21 protein-coding genes are annotated in these 24,092 nt (G+C 42.9%); 17 read left to right on the forward strand and 4 right to left on the reverse strand.

Annotation, left to right across the window (positions count from 1 at the left end; all coding sequences use genetic code 11):
- Positions 1–3: 3 nt before the first annotated feature.
- The gene (locus MMU05_RS19025) at positions 4–1,782 is read left to right on the forward strand and encodes a chloride channel protein (RefSeq protein ID WP_241143252.1); all 1,779 of its coding nucleotides are present in this window, start codon (positions 4–6) and stop codon (positions 1,780–1,782) included.
- A 542-nt stretch (positions 1,783–2,324) separates the two neighbouring features.
- Here the strand turns inward: MMU05_RS19025 and MMU05_RS19030 are convergent.
- Both MMU05_RS19030 and kynU read right to left on the reverse strand, forming a co-directional pair.
- The gene (locus MMU05_RS19030; RefSeq protein ID WP_241143253.1) at positions 2,325–3,680 is read right to left on the reverse strand and encodes an FAD-dependent oxidoreductase; all 1,356 of its coding nucleotides are present in this window, start codon (positions 3,678–3,680) and stop codon (positions 2,325–2,327) included.
- Positions 3,681–3,705: 25 nt separating this feature from the next.
- Positions 3,706–4,992: a kynureninase gene (kynU, locus tag MMU05_RS19035; protein ID WP_241143254.1), complete on the reverse strand. Its 1,287-nt coding sequence runs from the start codon at positions 4,990–4,992 to the stop codon at positions 3,706–3,708.
- Between the two features lie 160 nt (positions 4,993–5,152).
- On the opposite strand from kynU, the gene MMU05_RS19040 reads away from it, so the two are divergent.
- The 4 genes from MMU05_RS19040 (at position 5,153) to MMU05_RS19055 (ending at position 7,930) form a co-directional block, all read left to right on the forward strand.
- The gene (locus tag MMU05_RS19040) at positions 5,153–5,533 is read left to right on the forward strand and encodes a RidA family protein (protein ID WP_113923586.1); all 381 of its coding nucleotides are present in this window, start codon (positions 5,153–5,155) and stop codon (positions 5,531–5,533) included.
- Between the two features lie 91 nt (positions 5,534–5,624).
- Positions 5,625–6,110 carry a hypothetical protein gene (locus tag MMU05_RS19045; RefSeq protein ID WP_113923585.1) on the forward strand — a complete coding sequence of 162 codons (486 nt, stop codon included), beginning with the start codon at positions 5,625–5,627 and terminating at the stop codon, positions 6,108–6,110.
- Positions 6,111–6,187: 77 nt separating this feature from the next.
- The gene (gene fumC / locus MMU05_RS19050; RefSeq protein WP_241143255.1) at positions 6,188–7,588 is read left to right on the forward strand and encodes a class II fumarate hydratase; all 1,401 of its coding nucleotides are present in this window, start codon (positions 6,188–6,190) and stop codon (positions 7,586–7,588) included.
- A 21-nt stretch (positions 7,589–7,609) separates the two neighbouring features.
- Positions 7,610–7,930: a hypothetical protein gene (locus tag MMU05_RS19055; RefSeq protein ID WP_241143256.1), complete on the forward strand. Its 321-nt coding sequence runs from the start codon at positions 7,610–7,612 to the stop codon at positions 7,928–7,930.
- Between the two features lie 160 nt (positions 7,931–8,090).
- Here the strand turns inward: MMU05_RS19055 and MMU05_RS19060 are convergent, their stop codons facing one another.
- Positions 8,091–8,528, reverse strand: coding sequence for a hypothetical protein (locus MMU05_RS19060; RefSeq protein WP_241143257.1), 438 nt, complete (start codon positions 8,526–8,528; stop codon positions 8,091–8,093).
- A 75-nt stretch (positions 8,529–8,603) separates the two neighbouring features.
- On the opposite strand from MMU05_RS19060, the gene MMU05_RS19065 reads away from it, so the two are divergent.
- Both MMU05_RS19065 and solA read left to right on the forward strand, forming a co-directional pair.
- A complete protein-coding gene (locus MMU05_RS19065) occupies positions 8,604–10,280 on the forward strand; it encodes an amidase (protein WP_241143258.1) in 1,677 nt (558 codons plus the stop codon).
- A 17-nt stretch (positions 10,281–10,297) separates the two neighbouring features.
- The gene (gene solA / locus MMU05_RS19070; RefSeq protein WP_241143259.1) at positions 10,298–11,464 is read left to right on the forward strand and encodes an N-methyl-L-tryptophan oxidase; all 1,167 of its coding nucleotides are present in this window, start codon (positions 10,298–10,300) and stop codon (positions 11,462–11,464) included.
- Between the two features lie 148 nt (positions 11,465–11,612).
- Here the strand turns inward: solA and MMU05_RS19075 are convergent, their stop codons facing one another.
- On the reverse strand, positions 11,613–12,677 hold the full coding sequence (locus MMU05_RS19075; RefSeq protein ID WP_241143260.1) for a hypothetical protein: 1,065 nt from the start codon (positions 12,675–12,677) through the stop codon (positions 11,613–11,615).
- Positions 12,678–13,098: 421 nt separating this feature from the next.
- Between MMU05_RS19075 and MMU05_RS19080 the strand changes: the two genes are divergently transcribed.
- From MMU05_RS19080 to MMU05_RS19125, 10 genes are all read left to right on the forward strand, one after another.
- Positions 13,099–14,931, forward strand: coding sequence for a phosphoenolpyruvate carboxykinase (GTP) (locus tag MMU05_RS19080; RefSeq protein WP_241143261.1), 1,833 nt, complete (start codon positions 13,099–13,101; stop codon positions 14,929–14,931).
- A 1,109-nt stretch (positions 14,932–16,040) separates the two neighbouring features.
- Positions 16,041–16,907 (forward strand): alpha/beta hydrolase, encoded by an 867-nt coding sequence (locus MMU05_RS19085; protein WP_241143262.1) that lies wholly within the window; start codon positions 16,041–16,043, stop codon positions 16,905–16,907.
- Between the two features lie 73 nt (positions 16,908–16,980).
- Positions 16,981–17,547 carry a glycosyl-4,4'-diaponeurosporenoate acyltransferase CrtO family protein gene (locus MMU05_RS19090; protein WP_241143263.1) on the forward strand — a complete coding sequence of 189 codons (567 nt, stop codon included), beginning with the start codon at positions 16,981–16,983 and terminating at the stop codon, positions 17,545–17,547.
- A gap of 351 nt (positions 17,548–17,898) precedes the next feature.
- Entirely contained in the window at positions 17,899–18,225 is a 327-nt protein-coding gene (locus MMU05_RS19095) for a four-helix bundle copper-binding protein (protein WP_241143264.1), read from the forward strand.
- A 301-nt stretch (positions 18,226–18,526) separates the two neighbouring features.
- Positions 18,527–19,909 (forward strand): NAD-dependent succinate-semialdehyde dehydrogenase, encoded by a 1,383-nt coding sequence (locus MMU05_RS19100; protein ID WP_241143265.1) that lies wholly within the window; start codon positions 18,527–18,529, stop codon positions 19,907–19,909.
- 51 nt (positions 19,910–19,960) lie between these two features.
- The gene (locus MMU05_RS19105) at positions 19,961–20,701 is read left to right on the forward strand and encodes an SDR family oxidoreductase (RefSeq protein ID WP_241143266.1); all 741 of its coding nucleotides are present in this window, start codon (positions 19,961–19,963) and stop codon (positions 20,699–20,701) included.
- Between the two features lie 118 nt (positions 20,702–20,819).
- The gene (locus tag MMU05_RS19110; protein ID WP_241143267.1) at positions 20,820–21,467 is read left to right on the forward strand and encodes an SDR family oxidoreductase; all 648 of its coding nucleotides are present in this window, start codon (positions 20,820–20,822) and stop codon (positions 21,465–21,467) included.
- A gap of 5 nt (positions 21,468–21,472) precedes the next feature.
- The gene (locus MMU05_RS19115) at positions 21,473–22,468 is read left to right on the forward strand and encodes an NADP-dependent oxidoreductase (RefSeq protein ID WP_241143268.1); all 996 of its coding nucleotides are present in this window, start codon (positions 21,473–21,475) and stop codon (positions 22,466–22,468) included.
- Positions 22,469–22,624: 156 nt separating this feature from the next.
- Positions 22,625–23,029 carry a hypothetical protein gene (locus MMU05_RS19120; RefSeq protein WP_241143269.1) on the forward strand — a complete coding sequence of 135 codons (405 nt, stop codon included), beginning with the start codon at positions 22,625–22,627 and terminating at the stop codon, positions 23,027–23,029.
- A gap of 220 nt (positions 23,030–23,249) precedes the next feature.
- The gene (locus MMU05_RS19125; RefSeq protein WP_241143270.1) at positions 23,250–24,011 is read left to right on the forward strand and encodes an SDR family NAD(P)-dependent oxidoreductase; all 762 of its coding nucleotides are present in this window, start codon (positions 23,250–23,252) and stop codon (positions 24,009–24,011) included.
- The last annotated feature ends 81 nt before the right edge of the window (positions 24,012–24,092 follow it).

Genomic DNA, 24,092 nt, shown 5'->3' on the forward strand with positions numbered 1-24,092 from the left:
GAATTGGCCAAAACAGACTATATAACACGCTTTTTGATTTGGAGGCTCCGCCACCTCAGTACAAAAAACTTTGTATTAATAGTAAGTGGAGTAATCGGCATTGTTTCGGGAGTTGCGGCGGTGATTTTAAAAAGTTCAGTGCATGCTATTCAGGAATTTCTCACCAACAGCTTTTATGAGGAATACGCCAATTTTTTCTACATCATTTATCCCATCATCGGGATATCTCTAGCTTACATCATCGGCCATTACGTCCTTAACGACAAAGGCGGACATGGAATCCCTGATGTCCTGCTGAGCATTTCAAAGAAAAGTAGTTTGATTCCAAGGGTAAAAATGTATAGCCGGGTAATCACTTCTGCCTTGACGGTTGGATTTGGTGGCTCGGTTGGATTGGAGGCGCCGATAGTAGTGACCGGATCAGCAATCGGTTCGAATGTCGGGGTACTGATGCACCTCAATGCCAAAAAAAGAACACTTTTGATAGGTTGCGGGGCAGCAGGGGCCATTTCGGCTATCTTTGGTGCTCCCATTGGTGCGGTGATTTTTGCCATCGAGGTGATTCTGCTGGAGGTCAGCATAGGAAGTTTTATCCCTCTGCTGATAGCGTCCGTGACAGGAGCATTGACCTCTATTCTTTTGCAGGGCAATGAGAGCACCTTCAACTTTTCTATTTCTGAGGAATTTGTTGCCTCGCATGTCCCCTACTATTTTGGGCTTGCTGTGTTTACGGGATTTATTTCATTGTATTTCAGTAAGACTATAATAAATACAGAGAGTTTGTTAGACAAATTCGATGAGCCATTTTTAAAGCTACTCTACGGCGGAGCCTTTTTGGGGCTTATCCTATTTATTTTCCCTCCTATCTATGGAGAGGGATATGATACGCTGAATCACCTGGTCTCCGGGCAACCTAACAATATCCTCTCCAAGAGTCCTTTTTTTTCAGAAATTGATAATCCCTATTTCATTATTTTGTTTTTATCCCTGATCATTTTAATAAAACCGATTGCTTCTGCTATTACCATTGGTAGCGGTGGGAGCGGGGGTATTTTTGCTCCTTCCCTGTTTGTGGGAGGAATTGCCGGCTTTCTCTTTGCCTATACTGCCAACCTCTTTAACCTACCTATTGTGCTTCCTTTAGCCTCATTTACCTTGGTGGGCATGTGTGCCGTCATGAGTGGAGTGCAGCATGCCCCGCTGTCAGCCATATTTTTGATAGCGGAATTGACTGGTGGATACGAATTGTTGATCCCGCTGATGTTGGTTTCTTCAGTCTCCTACGTCACGACAACTTATTTTGACAAGGATTCCCTTTACAAAAAGCAACTGATAGCCAAAGGTACTTTCCTTCCTGCCACCAAGGATGAAGAGGTTCTCGAACTTATGGACATCAAAAAAATCATGGAAACTGACCTCCTTCCTGTTTCGCCTGAAGCGAGTCTTGGTGACCTCTGCGAATTGGTAAAACTTTCGAAGAGAAATATTTTTCCTGTAGTGAATGACGAGGGCGACCTGAACGGAATAGTCACTTTGGACGATATCAGAGAGCTCATGTTTGATGCAGAAAGCCAGAAAACGCTGAAGGTCAAGCAACTGATGCATTCTCCCCCAGAAGTGATAAACAGTAACGAAAATATGCAAAATGTGATGGATAAGTTCGAAAAATCAGGTGCTTGGAACCTTCCCGTGATCGAGTCAGGAAAATACTTGGGATTTATCTCCAAAGCCAGAATTTTCCATGCCTACAGGAAGAAACTGATCCGGCAAAATCAAGAATAAAGGCCACTGTTTTTATGAAATTTTTCCCCAAATTTCCAACCCAAAAAAATACAACGATTACGTAAAATTCTCATTTACAGTTAATTATCCACAAAATCATATAAAAGTGAAGTGATTTAATTAATTGATTATCAATAGGTTATGCGCTTTTTTTTAGGGTGTGTGGAAAAGTATTCGAAAATGTGGATAAAAAAGGCTTGCATTTTAAGATATGTCTTTAAAGGCTGATTTAGAAGTTTTTGGAAATTTGCAGTACTCAAGGCCTTCAGTTTTTTTATCCTTCTATTGGTTTTTTATACCTAAATCAGTAAAAAATATTGCGATTTATTCGACACAAAAAACTTAATGTAAAATACTAAAAACTCATTTAGAAAATTCCTGTTTGTAAAATCAAGTATGTTCTAATAAAAATACAATTTTAACAGGATATGTTCAATTCAAAATTCAAAACACACCTTGAACTCTTATTCAGAAAAATTAGCAGGGAGGTAATAAATTAGGTGAAAAAAAAAGACTGCTTTGATTAGAAGCAGTCGTTTACTTTATACAGCTTTCGCTTTGTCCATTTGGTAAAGGATATCTTCATAATCCAGTTTGTCCCAATTTTGGGAAATCAATGGGCTTGACATGACCTTGTCCATGATCTTTTCCTGCAGCTTCCCTTGGGCATATGCCTCCGAGTATGGCATATTGGAAAATGTCACCATGGTATAGAGCGGAATCCACTCTTTAGGGTAAAGGGCATGCAACTTGGCTTCTATTTTTTTTCTGATCAGGAATTTTGGGTCAGACACTTCATTTCTCATTTCTTCGAAATTTTCCATCGCTAGCTGACAGATCGCATCCGTATCTCTTTTCCTCTTTTTCTGAAATTTGGCAAAAACCAACTCCCAAGCATTGGTTCCGAATTTTTCAATCAATTCATCCAAAATAAAACAATCCTCAAATCCACAATTCATGCCCTGTCCATAAAAAGGAACCATGGCATGAGAAGCATCACCGATCAATAGCGCGCTTTTGAGCATCCAAGGATAGCATTCAATATTGATAAGGGCTGAGGAAGGGTTTTTGAAATATTGTTCCTTCAAGTTGGGCATTAACTTAAATGCATCGTCAAAGTAGGTTTCAAAGATATTCGCCACATCCTTTTCATCTCTTATATTTTCAAAACTGACTCTCTCCCCTTCGAAGGGAAGAAAAAGGGTGCAGGTAAATGATTTGTCCGGATTGGGAAGTGCGATAAGCATAAAGCTTCCCCTTGGCCAGATATGGAGGGCATTGGGATCCATGGCAAATTCACCGGATTCCGTCGGCGGGATGCTGAGTTCTTTATAACCATGGGTGATATATTCCTGCTTGTAGTCAAATCGGACTTGCTTCAGCATGGCATTTCTAAGCGCAGAATAGGCTCCATCTGATCCAATAATGACATTTGAGGAAATTGTTTCTTTGTTCCCTTCCGGATCCACGACCAAAAGCTCATTGGACCTGAGGTCCACGTCATCGATCTTATGGCCAAAATTCAACTTCACACCAATCTTTTCAGCCTCATCCATCAGCAATTGGTTGAACCTGCCACGGGAAATGGAATAAATGGCCTGACCTTCTTTTCCGTAAGGGATGAAGCTGGTTTTCCCATGTTCATCGTGGACTTTTCGCCCGTACATGGGAATGGTCAAGGGGAGTACTTTTTCCCTTAAACCGGCTTTTTCCAAGGCATTCCACCCTCTGTCACTCAAGGCCATGTTGATAGACCTTCCTTCTTCTTGGTACTGCCCTTTTCGGTTGTCGGGTCTTTTCTCGTAAACATTTACGTCAAGACCTCTTTTTTTCATATATATGCTCAACAATGACCCGATAAGCCCGGAACCAAGGATGCTGATTTCATTTTTTTTCATGGTTTGAGAGATACTTTCTGCCTGATCAGGCAAATTTGTGAAGGGATTGTTCTAGGATTTTGGCAAACCTATAGACATCCAGAAAGCTGTTATATAACGGTGTGGGTGCGATTCTAATTACATTGGGATGACGCCAATCCCCAACTATTGCATTTTGGTAAAGTTCATCAAAGACAGCTTTTCCGCCTTTTATGACAAGCAAAGATAATTGACAGCCTCTTTCGTTGGTGTTTTTGGGGGTAATTATTTCAATTACACCGCGTTCACCGTTGATTTCTTGGAGTAAAAACTCCAAATAACCTGTCAAAAGTTCACTTTTTTGCCTCAGTCTATCCATGCCTGCTTCCTGAAAAATATCCAAGGAAGCCTGATGTGCAGCCAATGCGAGAACATTGGAATTGGCCAACTGCCACCCGTCTGCACCAAACATCGGTTTAAAACCTTTTTCCATCTTGAATCGCTGTCCTTCGTCATGTCCCCACCAACCTGCAAATCTCGGCAAGTCGGGACTTTCGGCATGGCGCTCATGAACAAAAATACCGGAGATATTTCCCGGCCCCGAGTTCATGTATTTGTAACTGCACCAAGTGGCAAAATCAACTCCCCAATCATGCAACTGAAGGGGAACATTTCCTGCAGCATGGGCCAGGTCAAATCCCACTTTTGCTCCTGCTGCATGCCCCGCGGCAGTGATCGCCTCCATGTCAAACACCTGCCCGGTATAATATTGCAAACCTCCCATCATGACCAAGGCAAGTTGGCCCTGATTTTCTGAAATGGTTTTAAGGATGTCTTCAGTCCTCAGCGTATATTCTCCCTCCCTTGGCTTTAATTCGATGATGGTCTGATCGGGATCCAAGCCATGAAACTTGACTTGCGTCTCGAGCATATACATATCCGAAGGAAAAGCACCAGCTTCAGTGATGATTTTGAATCGCTCTTTGGTAGGCTGGTAAAATGACACCATCAAAAAATGAAGGTTTGAACTTAGGTTATTCATCGCCACGACCTCATGCTCATGTGCACCGACAATCTCAGCCAAAGCCGGTTTGGATTTTTTGCGGACATGATACCATGCGTCTTCCCCATGAAAATGTCCATCTACTGCCAGATTGGCCCAGTTATCCAACTCCTTTTGGATGTATTCTTTTGTGGTTTTGGGCTGTAGCCCAAGGGAATTGCCACAAAAATAAATCGCCTCCTTTCCATCGACTTTGGGAAAATAAAATCTTGACCGGAATCCTGCTAAAGGATCCTTTTCATCCATTTCTCTGGCAAAATCTTCTGAAAATCGGTAGTCTGTTTTTTTCATTTTTAGTAATGGAAAGAAGGGTGTTGGCAAAGACTAAACCACCATGCAGGCAATAGGTTTGTCTCCATCATCAAAATTACCATGTTTCCGTTTTGAAAAAAACCGATTTGATTTCGGCGGTTGTTTCTGAATCTGTATTTTGCACAAAAATAGATATCCCATGTCCAAAGAAATCATCTTCTCAAGTGATGCCCCTGCGCCTATCGGGCCCTATAGCCAAGCTGTTAAAACCGGAAATACGCTTTATCTGTCAGGTCAGATTGCCTTGGATCCTGTCACCGGTGAGTTGATCAATGAAAATATTACCGAAGAAACCCACGCTGTCATGAAAAACATGGATGCGGTGCTGAGAGCCGGAGGTTTTACCTTTGCCGATGTGGTCAAATGCACCATATTTATCAGGGACATGGGTCAGTTTGCGACAATCAATGAAGCATACGGGCAGTATTTCAAAACCAATCCCCCCGCAAGAGAAACCGTCGAAGTCAGCAAACTTCCGAAGAATGTCAATGTGGAAATTTCCTGTATTGCAGTAAAATAGGAAATCAGAATTTTAAAGGCATCAATCGGTATCTTACTTTAAAGAGGAATCCTGCTCAATAACTTTTTTGGTGGGCTAGAGTTAAAATCCAATGAATCCATTTCCAAACCACAGCGAAGTCCTCGTATCTGCATTGTCCAAAAAGGAAGTGGAACAGCGGTTAGAAAAAGTAACCCTGGATGTCAACTTTTTGGATTATGAGCAAAGACTGCAAAAAGGATTTCAATTCAACGGAAAAGTGGAAAAAGAATCATTCAGACTCTCCTTGGCCATCAATAAGCCGGACAGTTTTTTGCCCTTGATCTTGGGCAAAATCGAGGCCACACCCAAAGGTTGTATCCTTTTTCTCAGATATAGGCTATTCCCGAGTTCTACATTTTTCTTGGGTTTTTGGACGGTGGTGACCTTGGGCCTGGCTGTGGTTTTTGGCTTGGTCTCCCAAAATCCTGTTTATGCCGGCATCAGTCTTCTTGCCGCCATTGGCAACTACTATTTTGCATGGAGTTATTTCAAAAGGAAAATCAAAATCTCACAGGAGATATTCCATGAGATGCTCAATTTGGATCGAAAGGATTAATTCCCCTTATCCTTATGTATTCTTCCAATCAGGTAGTAATTTAGCGCATCAAAAAATAACCACAGGATCAAATAAATATGAGCATCAGGATAGAAAAAGATACCATGGGGCCTGTTGAGGTTCCTGCTGACAAATATTGGGGAGCGCAGACCCAAAGGTCCATCAACAATTTTAAAATCGGCGGTGAAAAAAACAGGATGCCTATCGAAATCATCAGGGCATTTGCCATCCTCAAAAAATCCGCTGCCATCGCCAATGCCGAGCTCGGAGTATTGACTCAGGACAAAGCCGATATCATTGCCAAGGTCTGCGATGAGATATTGACAGGGCAGCATGATGATCAGTTTCCACTCGTGATCTGGCAGACAGGTTCTGGGACACAATCCAACATGAACGCCAACGAAGTAATCGCCTACAGGGCACATGTGCTTTTGGGAGGTTCATTGGAAGATGCCAAAAAGAAAATCCACCCCAACGATGATGTGAACAAATCACAGTCTTCGAACGATACTTTCCCCACTGCCATGCACATTGCGGCTTACAAGATGGTTTTGGAAACCACCATCCCTGGTGTGGAGCTCCTCAAAAATACACTTAAAGCAAAATCAGAGGAGTTTATGGGTGTCGTAAAGATCGGCAGGACCCACTTTATGGACGCCACCCCGCTTACTTTGGGACAGGAGTTTTCGGGATATGTCGCGCAACTTGAACATGGACTGAAAGCATTGAGAAATACTTTGTCCCACCTGTCAGAACTTGCCCTTGGCGGAACTGCAGTAGGCACCGGATTGAATACCCCTGCAGGTTATTCTGAATTGGTGGCCGCCAAAATCGCCCAATTCTCCGGACAGCCGATGGTCACTGCACCCAACAAATTTGAAGCACTTGCGGCCCATGACGGCATTGTGGAAACCCACGGCGCCTTGAAGCAATTGGCAGTAAGTCTGATGAAAATCGCCAATGACATCCGGATGCTTTCTTCAGGACCAAGATCCGGTATCGGTGAAATCCTGATCCCTGAAAATGAACCGGGATCATCTATCATGCCAGGCAAAGTCAATCCGACCCAAGTGGAAGCCATGACGATGGTTGCCGCACAGGTCATGGGCAACGACGTGGCTATTTCCATCGGCGGATCAAACGGACATTTTGAGCTGAATGTCTTCAAACCGATGATGATTGCCAACTTCCTACAGTCCGCTAGGTTGATCGGTGATGCCTGTGTTTCCTTCAATGACAACTGCGCTATCGGTATTGAGCCAAATAAACCATTTATCAAGAGACATTTGGAGAATTCCCTGATGTTGGTGACAGCGTTAAATCCTTACATTGGTTATGAAAACGCAGCAGCCATTGCGAAGAAAGCGCACAAAGAAGGCACAAGCCTAAGGGAAGCTGCTTTGGCATTGGGTCTATTGACAAACGAGCAGTTTGACGAATGGGTGAAGCCAGAGGACATGATCGGCAGCCTTAAATAAGCAAATCAATTTTACCCCCATATGAAAAAATCGAACATTTTGATGACGACAGCGGCCGCCTTGCTCCTGTTTTCCTCCACACCTACATTTGCTGAAGGCAAAGGCAAAAAAGAACCAAAAGTATTGACCGCTGAAGAGCAGGTAAAACTTGAGGAAATCGAAGCCCGGGTTCTTGAAATCCGAGATATGGAATTATCCAATCTTGAAAAAGCTGAAAAAGCCGAAATCAAAGCAGAATTGAAAAGCCTTGAAAAAGAAGCCAGAGCCCTCCGTGGAACAGGTCTTTACATTTCCACAGGGGCTTTGATTATCATTATCATCCTTTTGATTATCCTTCTTTAAGACAATCAGCACTTCAGATTCAAAGCAGAGAGGTAATCAAAGCTTTTTTGAAGGGCATTTACAGGATCAGGAGTCAGGTCTTTTTCTAACAGAAAATGCTTGGCTCCTGATTTTTTCACAATGGATCAATGTTGAGCCTAAAAAAACATTTCTCCGAGGGTCAGTCTTCTATGGTTTTCAAATATTTTTTCACTTTGACAGACCGTATAAAAATAATTGAGAGCAGTATCACCCAGATGATTTGATTGAAACCGATTTGGAACACAGTCCTTTTGTTCCATCCCAAATCAGGGATAAAAGCAATGAAAACCCAAACAAGAAGTGCCAGATGTCCGACGATCCCGACCAAAATCAAATACTGCCAACTGATCGGATAAAAGGCACTCATAAAAATCAGGAACCCTAAGATCATCCCGAAAATCCCGAAGACGTTGGTATTGGAATCAGCGAGGTAACCCGGATTCATAGACAGCCATTTCAAAAAGTCTTCTCCAAAATATCTGAAGAAAGCGGACCAAGCAAAGGTGTACATCCCTGTAAGCAATAACAGGCCGCGCAGGGGCATTGGAAAACTTGGTGTAATGCTGTTTTTGTCCATAATCTAAATTGGCTATATTCCTCGAAAATAACATTTACTTGTCCGAATAGGTTTTTTACCCAAACGTAAATCTACATGAAGAGAATCATAAATAGGAACCGGATAGGTTTAATTGCAGGAGGAATACTTCTTTTGTCTGCAGGGTTTGTCGGCGGCAAAATGATGGCGGACATCACTTCCGAAAACATTGCAAACGCCGAAATCCTGATCGGACTGGAATTTTCTCCGGCCGAGAGAGACAGCATGAACCGAAACCTGACCAATTACAGGACAAGCTACGAGACCATGCGCAAGCAGCCCATCACAAATTCAGTTGCTCCTGCCATTGGTTTCAACCCCCTTCCCCATGGTTTTGTACCAAACCAGATTCAGGAAGAAAGTGATTGGGGATTACCTGTCAATGTCAGTCTACCCAAAAAAGAAGCTGACATCGCCTACCTTTCTGTCGCTGAACTTTCTTCTTTGATCAAAAGCAAAAAGCTGAGCTCGGAAAGATTGACAAAAATCTACCTCGACAGGATCAAAACTTATTCGGATACACTTCAGTGCCTTATCACCTTAATGGAAACTGAGGCCATGCAAAAAGCCAAAGCCATGGATGCCGAGCTAGCAAAAGGAATCGACCGCGGTCCGCTGCATGGCATTCCTTATGGCATCAAGGATCTGTTGGCAGTAAAAGGAACCAAAACCACTTGGGGTGCCATGCCTTATAAAGATCAGGCAATTGATGAAACAGCAACAGTGGTCGAAAAGCTCAATGAAGCAGGCGCAGTATTGGTAGGAAAATTTACCTTGGGTGCCTTGGCCATGGGGGATGTGTGGTACGGAGGTGTGACCAAAAATCCTTGGAACATGAAGCAAGGTTCAAGCGGTTCATCAGCTGGATCGGCCTCTGCCGTGAGTGCGGGATTGGTGCCTTTTGCCATCGGAACAGAAACACTCGGAAGCATCGTCTCGCCTTCCACAAGAAACGGAGTAACAGGACTGAGACCTACATTTGGAAGGGTAAGTCGACACGGTGCCATGGCACTGAGTTGGAGCATGGACAAAATCGGCCCAATTTCCAGGTCTGCTTTGGACAACGGTATCGTGCTTTCGGTCATCCATGGATTTGACTCCAAAGACAAAAGTACTATTGCCGCTGCCTTTCAATACAATTCCAAAAAATCAGTCAAAGACCTTAAAATCGGGTATTTCGCTCCTTTCTTCGAAGGTGACAGGCCAAATATAGACAAAGACCAAAAAGTATTGGAAGACCTCAGGGCGATGGGATTGGAACTCCATCCTGTCGAACTCAAAACTTCTGTTGACCCGAGCAGCATGTTGATATCACTGTATGTGGAGGGTGCCGCGGCTTTTGATGACTTGACAAGATTGAATCTAGATGACCAACTGGTCGCCCAACACCGCAATGCCTGGCCCAATCTCTTCCGTGCAGCAAGGTTTATCCCGGCGGTCGAATACATCCAAGCCAACAGGTATCGCAGCATTTTGATTGAAGAAATGCATTCTCTCTTTCAGGAATATGATGTGATCGTAACTCCTTCCTTTGCGGGAAACCAACTTCAGATTACCAACCTGACTGGACATCCGGCCCTCTGCATGCCAAACGGTTTTGCTGAAAACGGGAGTCCGACTTCCATTACTTTTCTTGCCAATCTTTTTGATGAAGAGAAGCTGGTAATGCTGGGCAAAGCTTATCAGGAAAATACCGAATGGCAGAAAAAGAGACCTCCCTTTTTTGACAAATAGAAATCCATCCAATCCTCATGGAAAGAAATACATATGATGTGGCAGTGATCGGCCTTGGCGCATTGGGCTCATCGACCCTTTGGCAACTGAGCAAATCAGGAAAAAAAATCCTTGGTATCGACCAATTCTCCCCTCCACATACCATGGGTTCTTCCCATGGAGAAACAAGGATTACCCGACTTGCGGTTGGCGAAGGAATGGATTTCGTACCGATTGTCAAAAGGTCCCACGAAATCTGGAAGGAACTTGAGTCCCAAACCGGGACTACCATCATGACGACCACAGGCGGTTTGCTTTTTGACTCTGGAGTCCAAAGTTGGGCGAAGCATGGCTCGGAAGGGTTTTTCGAAAGGACAGTCCAATTCGCCAAAGAGGGAAACATCCCCTATGAGGTTTTTGATGCCCAAGAACTCCGAAACCGATATCCTGAATTCAATTTGGAAGAAAGCGGCAAAGTCTATTTCGAACCGAGTGCAGGATTTCTTAGACCGGAGTTGACGATTTCTACCCAACTCCAACTTGCCGCACAAAATGACGCCGTGATCAAAACCCACACAAAAGTTTTGGGTATCTCGCCTATATCGGGTGGCGGTGTGCAGATCCAAACCAACCAAGGGACATTCGAAGCGGCTCAGGCTGTGATCAGCGCTGGTCCTTGGGTCAAGGATTTCCTGCCTTCCTTTGTCAAGACCCAATTCAAAATCTGCAGACAGATCTTGCATTGGATTCCCAAAAAAGGAAAAGCATTTGAACTGGGAAAAACCCCCATATTCATGTGGGGCTATGATTCGGGGCCTGAAGACTTTATCTATGGTTTTCCTTCTTTGGATGGCGCTACGATCAAAGTCGCCTCGGAATCATTTGTAGAAAGAAACCATCCCGACACGATTTTGAGGGATGTTTCAGAAGCAGAATGTGAGGATTTTATCCAAAATAAAATTGCCAACCGGTTTAACCACATCGAAAAAAAGGTGGTCCAATCCAAAGTCTGCATCTATACCGTCACTTCCGATTCTTATTTTGTAGTGGATGAATTGCCTGATTTCCAGGAGGTTTTGGTGGCTTCAGCCTGCAGCGGACATGGGTTCAAACACTCCGCCGGACTTGGAGAAGGCATTGCCGATAAAATCCTTGGGAAAAAGCCTAGGTTTGATTTGGAGGTATTTAAATGGAAGGAGTTTTAAATTTTTGTCAATAGTCCACAGACCATAGTCCACAGCAGGCTTCATTGAACCTCTATTCATATTTATTTTGGTAGCTGTAACTCGAATTTCAGATTCGGCGAACTGAAAACTATATCCGCAGAAAATCTTTATCAATTACCCTAAATCCCTACCGCGGATTATTTTTCAACCACTTATCCAAAACAGGAGTAACCGAATACTTAACTCCTTTGAATCGCTCCGGAGGTGTTGTGTCCAAGGCTTTTCTGACTTCGAGGATCGCAGGATAAAAATTCATACCCTGTCCCGCAAGTTGCCCGTCAACCACACGGAGTAACCTTTCAATCCCAAAATGATCAAATGACCAATCCTGAAGGTTGTCCGCGCTTGGAATGGTCGTCCTGATATCCGAAGCCATCTGCAGGATGCTGAGGCGGACCGGCTCGGTAAACAATGCTGGATGGTCCACATTATTTCCATCCAAAAAATCATAGGCGTAATGGTAATTGTATTCTGATACCAGAATCCCGATCAATTCATTTTCCCAATCAGGCCTCGATTTGATTTTAGCCACTGCCGCCTCTCTGACTTCAGCTTCGTGAAACCTCCCGGTTAGCGGCAAAACCCCAAGGATACTTTGGGTAGAATCCAAACCCTCAATTTCCCTCATGTAAGTTTCATATTGTTCTTTGTCCTGCGTCTGGATTTGGGAAACCATTTCTTTTTGCTGCTTACTTTGGTAGACAAGCCAATCAACCAACAGACCGGCAGTAAAAACAAGGCTGAACAAAAATCCTATGGAGAAAAAGATCTTTGCCGGCGCAAAACTTGGCTCTTTTCCCAAAAAAAGCACCAGAAACGAGGGGATGAAAATCAACAAAGGAAACCAAATCAGGGAATTCATGTTGGCTAGCCAAGGGGAAAAACTCACTGCCTCGGTGATATTGTCCCATTTTAGTGCGGCTGAAAAAAACACTGTAATTACAAATGCGATGCAGAGTATTACTGCCAAAAGGTTTCTCCAAAAAGGATCCTGAACGAAATATCCAAATACCCCAACGCGTGCCAAGCCAACGAACAGACCAATACTGCTTAAAGCAAAGCCAAATCCGAGAAAAGCCAATCCAAGTCCATAGCCCATGGCGCTGTCTCCTCCCAAATTGGGCTTAGGATAATTCAGGAACAACAGCCCTGCATAAAATACAAGACTCAGTACAAATGAAAGTTTGCCCATGGCTTTACTATTTATAAGTTAGAAAATGCGGTTTTAAAGAATTGGAAATGCCTTGAATTTCAAATAAAAGTCTTTGGATTATAGGAAACACATAGCAAATAATCCTCACTGACTCCGGGAATCCTCCACAAACCGGAAAGTCTCCATTCGGAGATACTTTTCATAATTACCTGAAAATGACATCTATCATGTTTTAGTAAAATTTTAATCACCTGACTTTAGGCTATTTTTCGCTGAGAAATGAATAATTTAGGGTTGTGGAAATCAGGTAAAATTTAATCAAAAAATATAAAATTCTGAATAAAGAAAGAAATAGGCTTTTTGGATTGAATGCCTGTATTTTTGCAGCAAAAAAACCTACAATTGACTTTTAAACCCAAATTTCAACTCTAAAAAAACAATCTGCTAAAATCAAGAAACTATGCTGACACAAATCAAAACTGAATTAAAGGACTGGGTGGATTCCATGACAACCCACTTCGGCCCTGAAAATGTCCACTGGTGCGATGGTTCTGAACATGAGTATGATACACTTTGCCAAAAATTGGTGGACAAAGGAACCTTCATCAAACTCAATCCTGAGAAAAGACCGAATAGTTTTGCCTGTTTTTCTGATCCAAGTGATGTAGCGAGGGTAGAAGACAAAACTTTTATCTGCAGCAGAAGAAAAGAAGATGCCGGACCGACCAATAACTGGATGAATCCGTCAGAAATGAAGGAGATTTTGAACGGTCTTACGGCTGGAAGTATGAAGGGCAGGACGATGTTTGTCATTCCTTTTTGCATGGGTCCGGTGGGTTCGCACCTTTCCAGATATGGTGTTCAGATTACTGATAGCGAATACGTGGTCGTCAATATGAGAATCATGACACGGATGGGAGCTCCGATCTTAAAATACATCGATGAAAACTTTGTAAAGTGTATCCATACACTTGGTGCACCATTAGAAGCAGGAAAGAAAGACGTCAAATGGCCCTGCAATCCCGCTGTCAAATACATATCACATTTTCCCGAAGAAAGATTGATCATCTCCTACGGAAGCGGGTATGGCGGAAATGCCCTTTTGGGTAAGAAATGCTTTGCACTGCGGATTGCCTCCACCATGGGAAGGGAAGAAGGATGGCTCGCCGAGCACATGCTGATCCTAGGAGTAGAAAGTCCTCAAAAGGAAAAAAGCTATATCGCAGCAGCGTTTCCAAGCGCCTGCGGCAAGACCAACTTTGCCATGATGATCCCTCCCAAAGAAATGGAAGGATGGCGAATCACCACCATCGGGGATGACATTGCATGGGTTCACAAAGGAGAAAACGGAAGGCTTCACGCCATCAATCCCGAAGCAGGATACTTTGGCGTAGCTCCCGGCACCAACTACAAGACCAACCCCAATGCCATGGAAAGCATCCGGGCAAATACGATTTTTACCAATGTCGCCGTCACCGCTGACGGGGATGTATGGTGGGAAGGCATGACCAAAGAAGTGCCTGAAGGTCTTACTGACTGGCACGGCAAACCCTATGACAAAGCAAGCGGAAAACCTGCTGCGCATCCCAATTCAAGATTTACCGCTCCTGCAAACCAAAATCCTGCAATAGATCCGGAGTGGAACAATGCCGAGGGCGTGCCCATCACAGCATTTGTTTTTGGAGGAAGAAGAAGCTCTACGGTGCCTTTGGTATACCAGGCTTTCAACTGGAATTTTGGGGTCTATATGGCTGCGACAATGGGTTCGGAGACTACCGCGGCAGCTTTTGGCGAAGTAGGAAAAGTCCGAAGGGATCCATTTGCGATGCTGCCATTTATGGGCTACCACATGGGAGACTATTTCAACCATTGGCTACAGTTTGGCAGAGACCTGCAAAACGCCCCAAGAATCTTTGGTGTCAACTGGTTTAGAAAAGACGAAGAAGGCAACTTCATCTGGCCGGGATTCGGTGACAACATGCGTGTGCTCAAGTGGATCATCGGCCGTTGCAAAGGAAGGATTTCTGCTGTCGAATGTCCGATTGGCTGGAGACCTAGGTACAAAGACATGGACTGGGAAGGCATGCATGATTTCAGCAAAGAGGATTTTGACAAGATCATGATGATCGAACCGGAGCCTTGGAAGACTGAATTGCTCGGCCACAGTGAACTGTTCGAAAAAGCCTATGACAAAGTCCCGAAAGAGTTTTTCTTTATGAGGGAATTGTTGCTGTCGGCACTCTGGAGATCACCTGAGAAGGTGGACCTTGCGTCTGAAAGTGGAGATCATTAAGCCAATGAAAATTCTTAATGTATAAAAATTGATATTCATTGATCCCGATAGCTATCGGGATGGATATTGATAGATATTTATCCCTCAATTGACGTAAAAATTGGTTTTTGAACCAACTGGAAACAAAGGGAAAATTAAGATCCATTTAAATTGATAAATCCCTGTGAGAGCGATCTTACAGGGATTTTTTATTTCTCCCGCTTGGACCCTGCTATCCCTTCAGCCCTGAAAGGGCGAAACTTGACTAAGAGATTATTCCGCCCCTTCAGGGCTACCCAAAATCCAAACACTCCTATGGATGGGCTGCACCCATCCCTTTGGTATCCCGCCCTTTCAGGGCTTTTACCAAGAAAAAACAAAAACGCTGAGATTTCTGTGCTCGTGAGCTCCTGTGATAAGATATGTCTGAAGGGATAAACTTCTCCCTTTGCGCACCGTTGCGGAACCTTCTTTTCCTTTGAGGTAAAAAATAAACCTCACGCAGAGACGGAGAGCAAAAGGATTTAAGAATGATAATGTTTGTGAAGACACAAACATTGGCGGCGGCGACCGACCACGTAGTGGTCAAATATGGGTAGCCCCGAGTGAGGAACGCAACTCGGGTTTAGAAACAAAAACCACGATTCCGGTTTTTGGCCGAAACCATGCAAATTGTGTATTGAGCTTTCCGCCAAAAACAGGGAAATCAAAATCCTTTGCGTCCCGTTGCGGAACCTTCTTTTCCTTTGCGGGGAAAAATAATTCACCCCAGAGCACTCAGAGGGCACAGAGGAAAAAAGAGGAGAAGGAAAAATTCAGAATGATAATGTTTGTGAAGACACAAAGATTGGCTGCGGAAGTAAAGCCCCCTTAAATGGAACAGAACTAGGCCATCTACCAACAACCATAAATTCAAGCCAAGACAAAGGGTTTTTTAACTTCCAATGGAATGATTGCACTTCCCAAAAAAATGGTTTAGTTTAGGTAATCAATTTGTCCATCAATCTTTTTCATATCCGGTTAAAGCTTTGTTTTCAAAGAAGAGACAACATTGATAGAATTACTCTTTTTCGAATTCTATTAGGGCATTCGGAAAGCCTCCTATTCAAACCACAAAATTATTCCGGCTTATGTACAAAATTCTTTTACTCCTCTCGATTTCATTCTTTTTACATGTAACTGAGTCAAAGTCCCAAAACTTATCAAAAGAAATCAACCCTCCCAAAACAATTATCAAACAGCTAAATAACGATAAAGGCCAAGCTTATGAACTCGCTATAACGCTTCCATCAAACTATCAACTGGATAAAGAATATAAAATCCTCTATTATTTAGATGCTTATTGGTTACAGGATTTGGTGAGGGGATGCTATCGCCTTAAATCCATGTCGAGCGAAATGGACGAGGTGATTTTGGTGGGAATATTATCAGTAGGGAATGAAAAAGACTGGCACAAACAGCGGAATATGGATTACACGCCATCTGTTTATGACTTAAGCTGGTTGAATTTAAAAATTGAGTTTGGTGGTATGTTCTTGGATGAAACCAACACGGGAGGTGCGGAGCATTTTATGCAATTTCTGAAAAACCGGGTCATTCCATCAATTGAAAAAGAATATAAAGTCGATGCCAAGACAAGGGGTATTTTGGGTCACTCCTTCGGCGGTTTGTTGGCTTTTTATTCCTTTGTGAATTACAATGATTTATTTGCCAATTACATCCTGATTGCCCCGGCTATATGGTGGAATGATTCGGAAATATTTCAGGATAAAGCCTCCCTTCTGAGTCAAAAAGAAGCGAAAATGTTCATTGCCATGGGCACAGGTGAAATCAATATGTTGAAGATTCCTTTGGGAGAACTTACCGAAGAGTTGAAATCCAAAGACAACGAAAAATTAGTAATGACATACAAGCAATACGAAAACGCCACCCACAACTCTGTCATCCCACAGGGAATATATGACGGAATTGAATTGTTGTACACTAAATCAAAATAATCCCTAGGGCAAATTATGATTCTTAAATCCTTTCTTCCCTGCTTAATTGTTCCCATAAAAAAACCACTCCCTCATGCTTAAAAAGATATTTTTTCCCTTGATTTCGATCTTTTTGGCCTACAATACCTACAAGCTCATTCTTGTATTTGACACTGCATCCCCTGACAGATTATCTTTGTTGCTGAGCTTCATTTTGGCGGTATTGCTCAACCTTTTCATTTCAGGAATTTTTGCATTTACGGGATTTGCCCATCCAAGCAGCAGACTCTTACCCGATGCCTACTATGAGGTCAAAAACCCAAAAGCCCTCTCTGCTGCCTACAACATTTTGGGGATAAAATTCTTCAGGTCATTCTTATTGATTGCATTTTGGGGAAAGGAAAAGAACAGAAAAAAATACTTTAACGGAACCAAATCCGGGATCCAAAATTTTGATTTCCAAACCAGACAATCGGAATTCGGGCACTTAGGAGCTTTTATTGTGACCACCATTGTATGCATGATACTCCTGTCAAATGGTCATGTCATCACATTGCTGCTGACGATGGCTTTGAACATCATATCAAACCTTTACCCTATCATTTTGCAGCGGATGCACCGGGTCCAAATCCAAAGGTTGACAAAGTATATCAGCTCCTGATCAAAGAATTTTTCAAAGTTTTGTAAACTAGTTTTTCAGACCATTTTTAAAACCAGAATCCTGATTAATACCTTCCGAAGGTATTGAAATACTCTTTTTTTCCACTAAGGTAACCCATAAGAAGTCGGTAAAATCCCCCTGTTTCAAAACCATACAGATGGCAGAAATCCATTGTCATTAGACCTTTTTTTGGACAAAGGAAAACAACAGATTACCCAAACCTTTGCAATTGTACATAGGCAAAATGTGGGATATACATAACATGTTGTTTAATATCCACAATGCTTACCGCTTCAAAGATGGTCACCTTTAAGATTGTAATAATTCTTTCATTATTTAGACCACAACAAAATGGAAAACTTGAGAAGTTGTATTGACGCTTGCTTGGCCTGTCTGGTGACCTGCGAAAAATGCATCACCGATTGTATCAAAGAAAGCAACCTGAATTGTATTTCAATATGCCGGGACTGTGCTGACATCTGCGCATTGTGTGCAAGGTTTGATGCGAGGGGATCTGTTTACGGGTCGGGACTCCACGCTTTGTGTGCAGAAATCTGCAGGGCCTGTGCCGCAGAATGTGAAAAACATGCCGCTCACCATGATAGCTGTAAAGAGTGTGCAGAGGCCTGCAAAAAATGTGCAGAGATCTGTGAACAAATGGATTCTGCAAAAGCCTGATCCCAATTAAGCTGGAAAAGGGAGGATTACTCATGCTGTCTTTTTTTGGCTTGGCTACTTTGAAATAAGGTAGCTAACTCTATCCCTCAAGACAATTTTTTGAGCAAATATCGCAACAAATGCCAACCAAAGCCTAACATTTTGAGCTGGGGAGACACATCATCATCAAAGCTTTTTTTTAGGTCTGCTGCCATTTCTGATTCCTCTTCTTCGGATCATGGAATGGAAGCATACTCCCGGAAGTGCTTTCGACACAGGTAAGGAAGAGATCCTTATCCTATTAAATTAAAGACAAACCAATATGGCCATTCAAACAACCAATCCTTTTACAAATAAAACAGTAAAGTCATTCGAAGAAATGACGGAGACGGCAGTGGAAGGTAAAGTAGCCAAAGCACAGGAAACTTTTACCAACTGGAAAGAAACCGGCTACCAGCACCGGGCTGATTTACTACACAAAGTCGCCACCCTCATGCGGGTCAAAAAATCAGAACTCGCTCAAACCATTACCTTGGAGATGGGAAAAATCCTAGCGCAGGCCGAAGGCGAGATCGACCTGAGCGCCGATATATTTGATTATTACGCTAATCATGGAGAGGAATTTCTCGCAGATAAAGTTCTCGATCCTGAATTTGGATCGGCCATAGTACGCAGCAGTCCTATTGGGGTTTTGCTAGGCGTTATGCCTTGGAATTTTCCATTCTATCAGGTAGCCCGCTTTGTCGCTCCCAATATCATGGTCGGCAATACTATTTTGCTCAAGCACGCCTCCATCGTACCACAATGTGCCGCTGCTCTTGAAGAACTTTTTGCAGAAGCAGAAGCGCCTCAGGGATTGTACACCAATCTCTTTATTTCAGGCAAGCGTGCGTCTGCACTTGTTTCCGACAAAAGAATCAAAGGAGTTTCCCTGACAGGAAGTGAAGAGGCCGGCGCAAGTGTCGCCATGGAAGCCGGGAAATATCTGAAAAAGGTGGTCTTGGAACTTGGCGGAAACGATGTCTTTATTATCCTTGAGGATGCCGATATGGATAAAACCGTCGAATGGGCAGTTGTCGGCAGGATGAATAACAACGGTCAATGTTGTGTTGCTTCCAAGCGTTTCATCGCAGTGGAGGCCATTGCAGACACATTTATCCAAAAATTTAAGGATGCGCTCTCAATAATGAAAGTAGGTGATCCGATGGATCCCGAGACAGAATTGGGCCCTTTGAGCAGTGAAGAAGGAGCCGTTCAAGTAGCTGATCAGGTAAAACGCTCCGTTGACCAAGGCGCTAAAATCTTATTGGGAGGAAAACGTGCAGACCGAGAAGGTGCCTTTATGGAACCGACCATACTCACCGACCTGAAACCTGGTATCGCTGCCTACCATGAAGAATTATTTGGTCCGGTGGCTTCCTTCTATGTGGTAAAAGACGAACAGGCTGCCATCGCCCTTGCCAACGATTCTGATTTTGGTTTGGCGGCATCTGTTTTTACCCAAGACATCGAGCGCGGTAAAAGGATTGCCGATCAGATTGATGTCGGAATGGTATTTATCAACCACCCTACCTGGACACAGGCTGACCTTCCTTTTGGCGGAACCAAGCGTTCGGGATTTGGCCGTGAACTCTCCGAGCTGGGAATCCATGAGTTTGTCAATAAGAAGCTTATCCGTGTAAGTGAGCTCAATGATCCATTTTAACATGCGGTTGCATCAAAACATAAATTCAGTGAAACTAAAATTAATTGTAAAATGGAAATGAAAGGAAAAGTCATCATAATAACAGGAGCCTCCAGTGGTATAGGCAAAGCAACAGCCTTAAAACTATCCAAAAATGGTGCTAAAGTAGTACTTTCTGCACGGAGAAAAGATGAACTGGAAGCGCTGAAGAAGTCCATCGAGAAGGAAACTGGTGAGGCCTTGGTTGTCATTGCAGATGTTACCAAGATGCCTGATATGGACAGGTTAGTTGCCAAAACACTCGAAGCTTATGGAACTGTAGACGCCATAATTAACAATGCGGGCTTGATGCCTTTATCGTTTGTTGAGAAACTCAAAACCAACGAGTGGGAGAAAATGGTAGACGTAAATATAAAAGGCGTGTTGAATGGTGTCGCAGCTGTTCTTCCTACCCTTATAAAAAATAAAAGCGGACATATTATCAATATTTCATCAACCGCATCTTATAGTTATTTTCCGGGCGGTGCCGTTTATTGCGCCACAAAGGCCGCGGTGAAAATGTTTACCGAAGGACTGCGACAGGAGTTAGCTCCAACGTATGGCATACGCGTTACCTCTATAGAACCGGGAGTTGTAGCTACAAACCTACTGGATACCATAACTGATGAAGATATTTTAGGTAACCTAACAGAAATGCAGAAGATGACTGCACTTGAACCAGAGGATATAGCGGAAGCGATTTATTATGCTCTCAAGCAACCGCTTCGAGTGAATGTAAACGATGTGCATATCCTACCAACCGAGCAAAAGTAAGCTACGCCACCAGTTCTCATAGCTTGGGCACTTTGGTCGACTGGTGCATGGCAGTCATGGAGAAATTCTGAGAAATAAACAGCATGTGTAATCTAAAAATTTATTAAAACTAAAAAATATGAAGGCCTTACAAATAGTAAGAAAAAATGTATTAGTGGCAGGTGCCAACGGAACCACAGGGAGAATCATCATCGATTTATTAAGGAGATCAGAAATCTATCAACCTATAGCGATGGTCAGAAAACAGGATCAAAAAGATTATTTTGAAAAGCAAGGTGTATCTGCGGTACTTGCCGATTTAGAGGAAGATGTAAACCACGTGATGAAAAATGCGGATAAAGTAATTTTTGCGGCTGGATCAAAAGGTAAAAATATAATAGGTGTGGATCAGGAGGGCGCAAAAAGGCTAACAGATGCTGCTAAGGAGGCAGGACTTGAGAAGTTTGTCATGTTGAGCACTATGGGAGCAGATAATCCATCTGTGAGTGACGAACTTGAAGATTATTTGAGAGCAAAGCAAAATGCAGATGATCACCTGCGTTCAAGTGGTATGAATTATAGTATTGTGAGACCTGGTCATTTGACAGACGAGGATGGAACAGGCAAAATTCAACTCAATGAGAAACTGAAAATTCAAGGGACTATTTCAAGAGCGGATGTAGCTAAAACACTAGTGGAAGCCTTGGAAGATGGCGTTAAACAGAACCAGGTTTTCGAAATTCTAAGTGGAGAAGTTCCAATAGAGAAAGCCGTTCACCAAAATTAAAAATCATGAACAAGATTATCCTTTTGAACAAACGCTTTCATGGAAAACCAACACTTCATGATTTTAAAATCAGTAGTGAAGAAATGCCGGCACCAAAAGACAGTGAGGTACTTTTAAAAACAGTGTATGTCTCTGTCGATCCCTATTTGCGAGGCAGAATGAATGATGTTAAATCATATACCCCTGCATTTGAATTAAATAAACCCATTCAATCGGGAATTATCGCCGAGGTAATAGAAAGTAAACATGCCGATTTTAAAAAGGGTGATTTTGTTTCGGATAATTTGGATTGGAAGGAATATCAGATTTCTGATGGTAAAGACTTAGTTAAGGTGAATAAAGCTGACGCCAAATTATCAAGCTATTTGGGAATATTAGGCATGACAGGGCTTACGGCTTATTTAGGCTTGATGGAAATAGGGTTACCCAAGAAAGGCGAAACTCTTGTCGTTTCCGGAGCAGGAGGGGCAGTTGGGACAGTAGTGGGTCAAATTGGCAAATTGCACGGTTGCCGGGTGGTTGGCCTTACCGGTTCGGATGAAAAAGTATCTCTACTTACATCAAAGTTTAATTTCGATCATGCCATCAATTATAAAACAGCAAAAAATTTAAAAGATGCTATCAAAACTGCCTGTCCGAAAGGGGTAGATATCTACTTTGATAATGTCGGTGGAGAGATTTCCGACGCTGTTTTAGCAAACATAAATAAGTACGCCCGACTGCCTGTTTGTGGTGCTATATCGCTCTACAATGAAACTGAGGTTCAGTTGGGCCCCCGATTGCAACCCATCATTCTCACCAAAAGTGCTACAATGAGAGGATTTATTATTGGTGATTTAAAGGAAAAATTTCCGCCTGCCATCAAACAATTATCAGCATGGCTAAAAGACGACAAAATCACCTTTAGCGAAACCCTTGTGAAAGGCTTCGATAATATTCCCCAGGCATTTATTGATTTGTTTGATGGAAAAAACAAAGGAAAAATGATTGTGGAAATATGAAAAAGCTGGAAAACAGAACAGTGTTTATCACGAGAGGTAACTCAGGTTCTGTCGAGGGTGAACTGTCGTCCGTGGACAAGAGTCCGAATAAGATAAAGGCTCCTCCAGCCCAAAGTGCAACATTGCGAATACCCATAAAAACTAACCACTAAAACTATGAAAACACTACAAAAATTTGTTGGGCTTATTGCCCTCACCGCGCTGTTTGCTTCATGTCAGTCACCGAAGCAGGTTCTTTCTGAATCAGATTCCAGGATGGAGATCATGAACAACATAGCCAGCGACCATGATATGTCAAAAGAAATGATGCAGGCCATCATGTCCGGCGACCACGGCAAAATGCTGATGCACGAAAGAATGAATGTCATGATGGAAGACAAAAGCATGATGAAGAAAATGATGAAAGAAAATCCTGAAATGTCAAAACGCATGATGTCAGTAATGATGGAAACTGCCAAAGAAGACACCACCATGATGTCGGACATGTGCAAGTCCATGATGAAAAACCCGGAAATGATGGAAATGATGAAAAAGATGAAAGAAAAGGAATCCAATCAATAAAACTGACAAATCTCCGGCAGCAATCAGGAATTAAAAATCAATGTCATTTAGTTAGGGGGATCTGATAAACTTTTCCAAAGTTCGGAATGGGTTTTAAGATTTTCATGGTCTGATCCCAACTTTGGAAAAGGTTTGTAGTACGCAAAAGCTTAACTGAACGACATTGATTTAAGAATTAGAAAACACAAAAACATATTGATTTTAATTTAAGCAATTTGAGATGAAAAAATTAGAGAACAAGGTTGCCATCATTACCGGTGGTGCAGGCAGTATCGGCATGACCACGGCCAAGCTATTTTTAGAAGAAGGAGCAAAAGTCCTGTTGGTAGATTTGGAGGAAGAGCCTCTCAAAAAAGCGGTGAAAGAATTGGGAGGAAAAGCCGTGCAGTATTGTGTGGCGGATGTGACCAAAGCATCGGATGTCAAAAGTTACGTGGACACGGCAGTAAAAGCCTTTGGAAAAATCGATGTGTTTTTTAACAATGCAGGAATTGAGGGAACGGTAAAACCGATCGTTGACTACCCGGAAGAAATGTTTGACAAAGTCATTGCCGTCAATGTGCGGGGTGTTTGGTTGGGAAATAAATACGTCTTGCCCCACATGAATGACGGCGGCAGCATCATCATCACCTCCTCAGTGGCAGGCTTGCTGGGCAGTCCCAATGTCAGTGCCTACATCATCAGCAAGCATGCCGGCGTAGGCATCATGCGGGCGACATCGGTGGAGGCTGCTCCAAGAAAAATCCGTGTCAACAGTGTGCATCCTTCCCCGGTCGACAACCGCATGATGCGTTCGCTCGAAGAAGGATTTTCCCCGGGTCAGGGAGATGCGGTCAAGAAGCAACTCGAGCTGACCATCCCCCTTGGCCGGTATGCCAAACCCATTGAAATTGCAAAACTCGTCTTGTTTTTGGCAAGCGACGACAGTCAGTTTATCACAGGCACGACCCAGGTTATTGATGGCGGTATCAATGTTCAGTAGAAATTAATAGCGTTTCCCCCTTTTTTGATTCAAAGTCTATTTTTTGAAATCCCTGCGTACTCAGGGAAGTATGATGGCTAC

The sequence above is a fragment of the Cognataquiflexum rubidum genome, from assembly GCF_022538115.1.
Taxonomy (GTDB): Bacteria; Bacteroidota; Bacteroidia; order Cytophagales; family Cyclobacteriaceae; genus Cognataquiflexum; species Cognataquiflexum rubidum.

Excerpts from the sequence above, each read along its gene's own strand:
- MMU05_RS19030 (WP_241143253.1), bottom strand. The coding sequence starts at position 3,680 with ATGAAAAAAAATGAAATCAGCATCCTTGGTTCCGGGCTTATCGGGTCA.
- kynU (WP_241143254.1), bottom strand. The coding sequence starts at position 4,992 with ATGAAAAAAACAGACTACCGATTTTCAGAAGATTTTGCCAGAGAAATG.
- MMU05_RS19040 (WP_113923586.1), top strand. The coding sequence starts at position 5,153 with ATGTCCAAAGAAATCATCTTCTCAAGTGATGCCCCTGCGCCTATCGGG.
- MMU05_RS19045 (WP_113923585.1), top strand. The coding sequence starts at position 5,625 with ATGAATCCATTTCCAAACCACAGCGAAGTCCTCGTATCTGCATTGTCC.
- fumC (WP_241143255.1), top strand. The coding sequence starts at position 6,188 with ATGAGCATCAGGATAGAAAAAGATACCATGGGGCCTGTTGAGGTTCCT.
- MMU05_RS19055 (WP_241143256.1), top strand. The coding sequence starts at position 7,610 with ATGAAAAAATCGAACATTTTGATGACGACAGCGGCCGCCTTGCTCCTG.
- MMU05_RS19060 (WP_241143257.1), bottom strand. The coding sequence starts at position 8,528 with ATGGACAAAAACAGCATTACACCAAGTTTTCCAATGCCCCTGCGCGGC.
- MMU05_RS19065 (WP_241143258.1), top strand. The coding sequence starts at position 8,604 with ATGAAGAGAATCATAAATAGGAACCGGATAGGTTTAATTGCAGGAGGA.
- solA (WP_241143259.1), top strand. The coding sequence starts at position 10,298 with ATGGAAAGAAATACATATGATGTGGCAGTGATCGGCCTTGGCGCATTG.
- MMU05_RS19075 (WP_241143260.1), bottom strand. The coding sequence starts at position 12,677 with ATGGGCAAACTTTCATTTGTACTGAGTCTTGTATTTTATGCAGGGCTG.
- MMU05_RS19080 (WP_241143261.1), top strand. The coding sequence starts at position 13,099 with ATGCTGACACAAATCAAAACTGAATTAAAGGACTGGGTGGATTCCATG.
- MMU05_RS19085 (WP_241143262.1), top strand. The coding sequence starts at position 16,041 with ATGTACAAAATTCTTTTACTCCTCTCGATTTCATTCTTTTTACATGTA.
- MMU05_RS19090 (WP_241143263.1), top strand. The coding sequence starts at position 16,981 with ATGCTTAAAAAGATATTTTTTCCCTTGATTTCGATCTTTTTGGCCTAC.
- MMU05_RS19095 (WP_241143264.1), top strand. The coding sequence starts at position 17,899 with ATGGAAAACTTGAGAAGTTGTATTGACGCTTGCTTGGCCTGTCTGGTG.
- MMU05_RS19100 (WP_241143265.1), top strand. The coding sequence starts at position 18,527 with ATGGCCATTCAAACAACCAATCCTTTTACAAATAAAACAGTAAAGTCA.
- MMU05_RS19105 (WP_241143266.1), top strand. The coding sequence starts at position 19,961 with ATGGAAATGAAAGGAAAAGTCATCATAATAACAGGAGCCTCCAGTGGT.
- MMU05_RS19110 (WP_241143267.1), top strand. The coding sequence starts at position 20,820 with ATGAAGGCCTTACAAATAGTAAGAAAAAATGTATTAGTGGCAGGTGCC.
- MMU05_RS19115 (WP_241143268.1), top strand. The coding sequence starts at position 21,473 with ATGAACAAGATTATCCTTTTGAACAAACGCTTTCATGGAAAACCAACA.
- MMU05_RS19120 (WP_241143269.1), top strand. The coding sequence starts at position 22,625 with ATGAAAACACTACAAAAATTTGTTGGGCTTATTGCCCTCACCGCGCTG.
- MMU05_RS19125 (WP_241143270.1), top strand. The coding sequence starts at position 23,250 with ATGAAAAAATTAGAGAACAAGGTTGCCATCATTACCGGTGGTGCAGGC.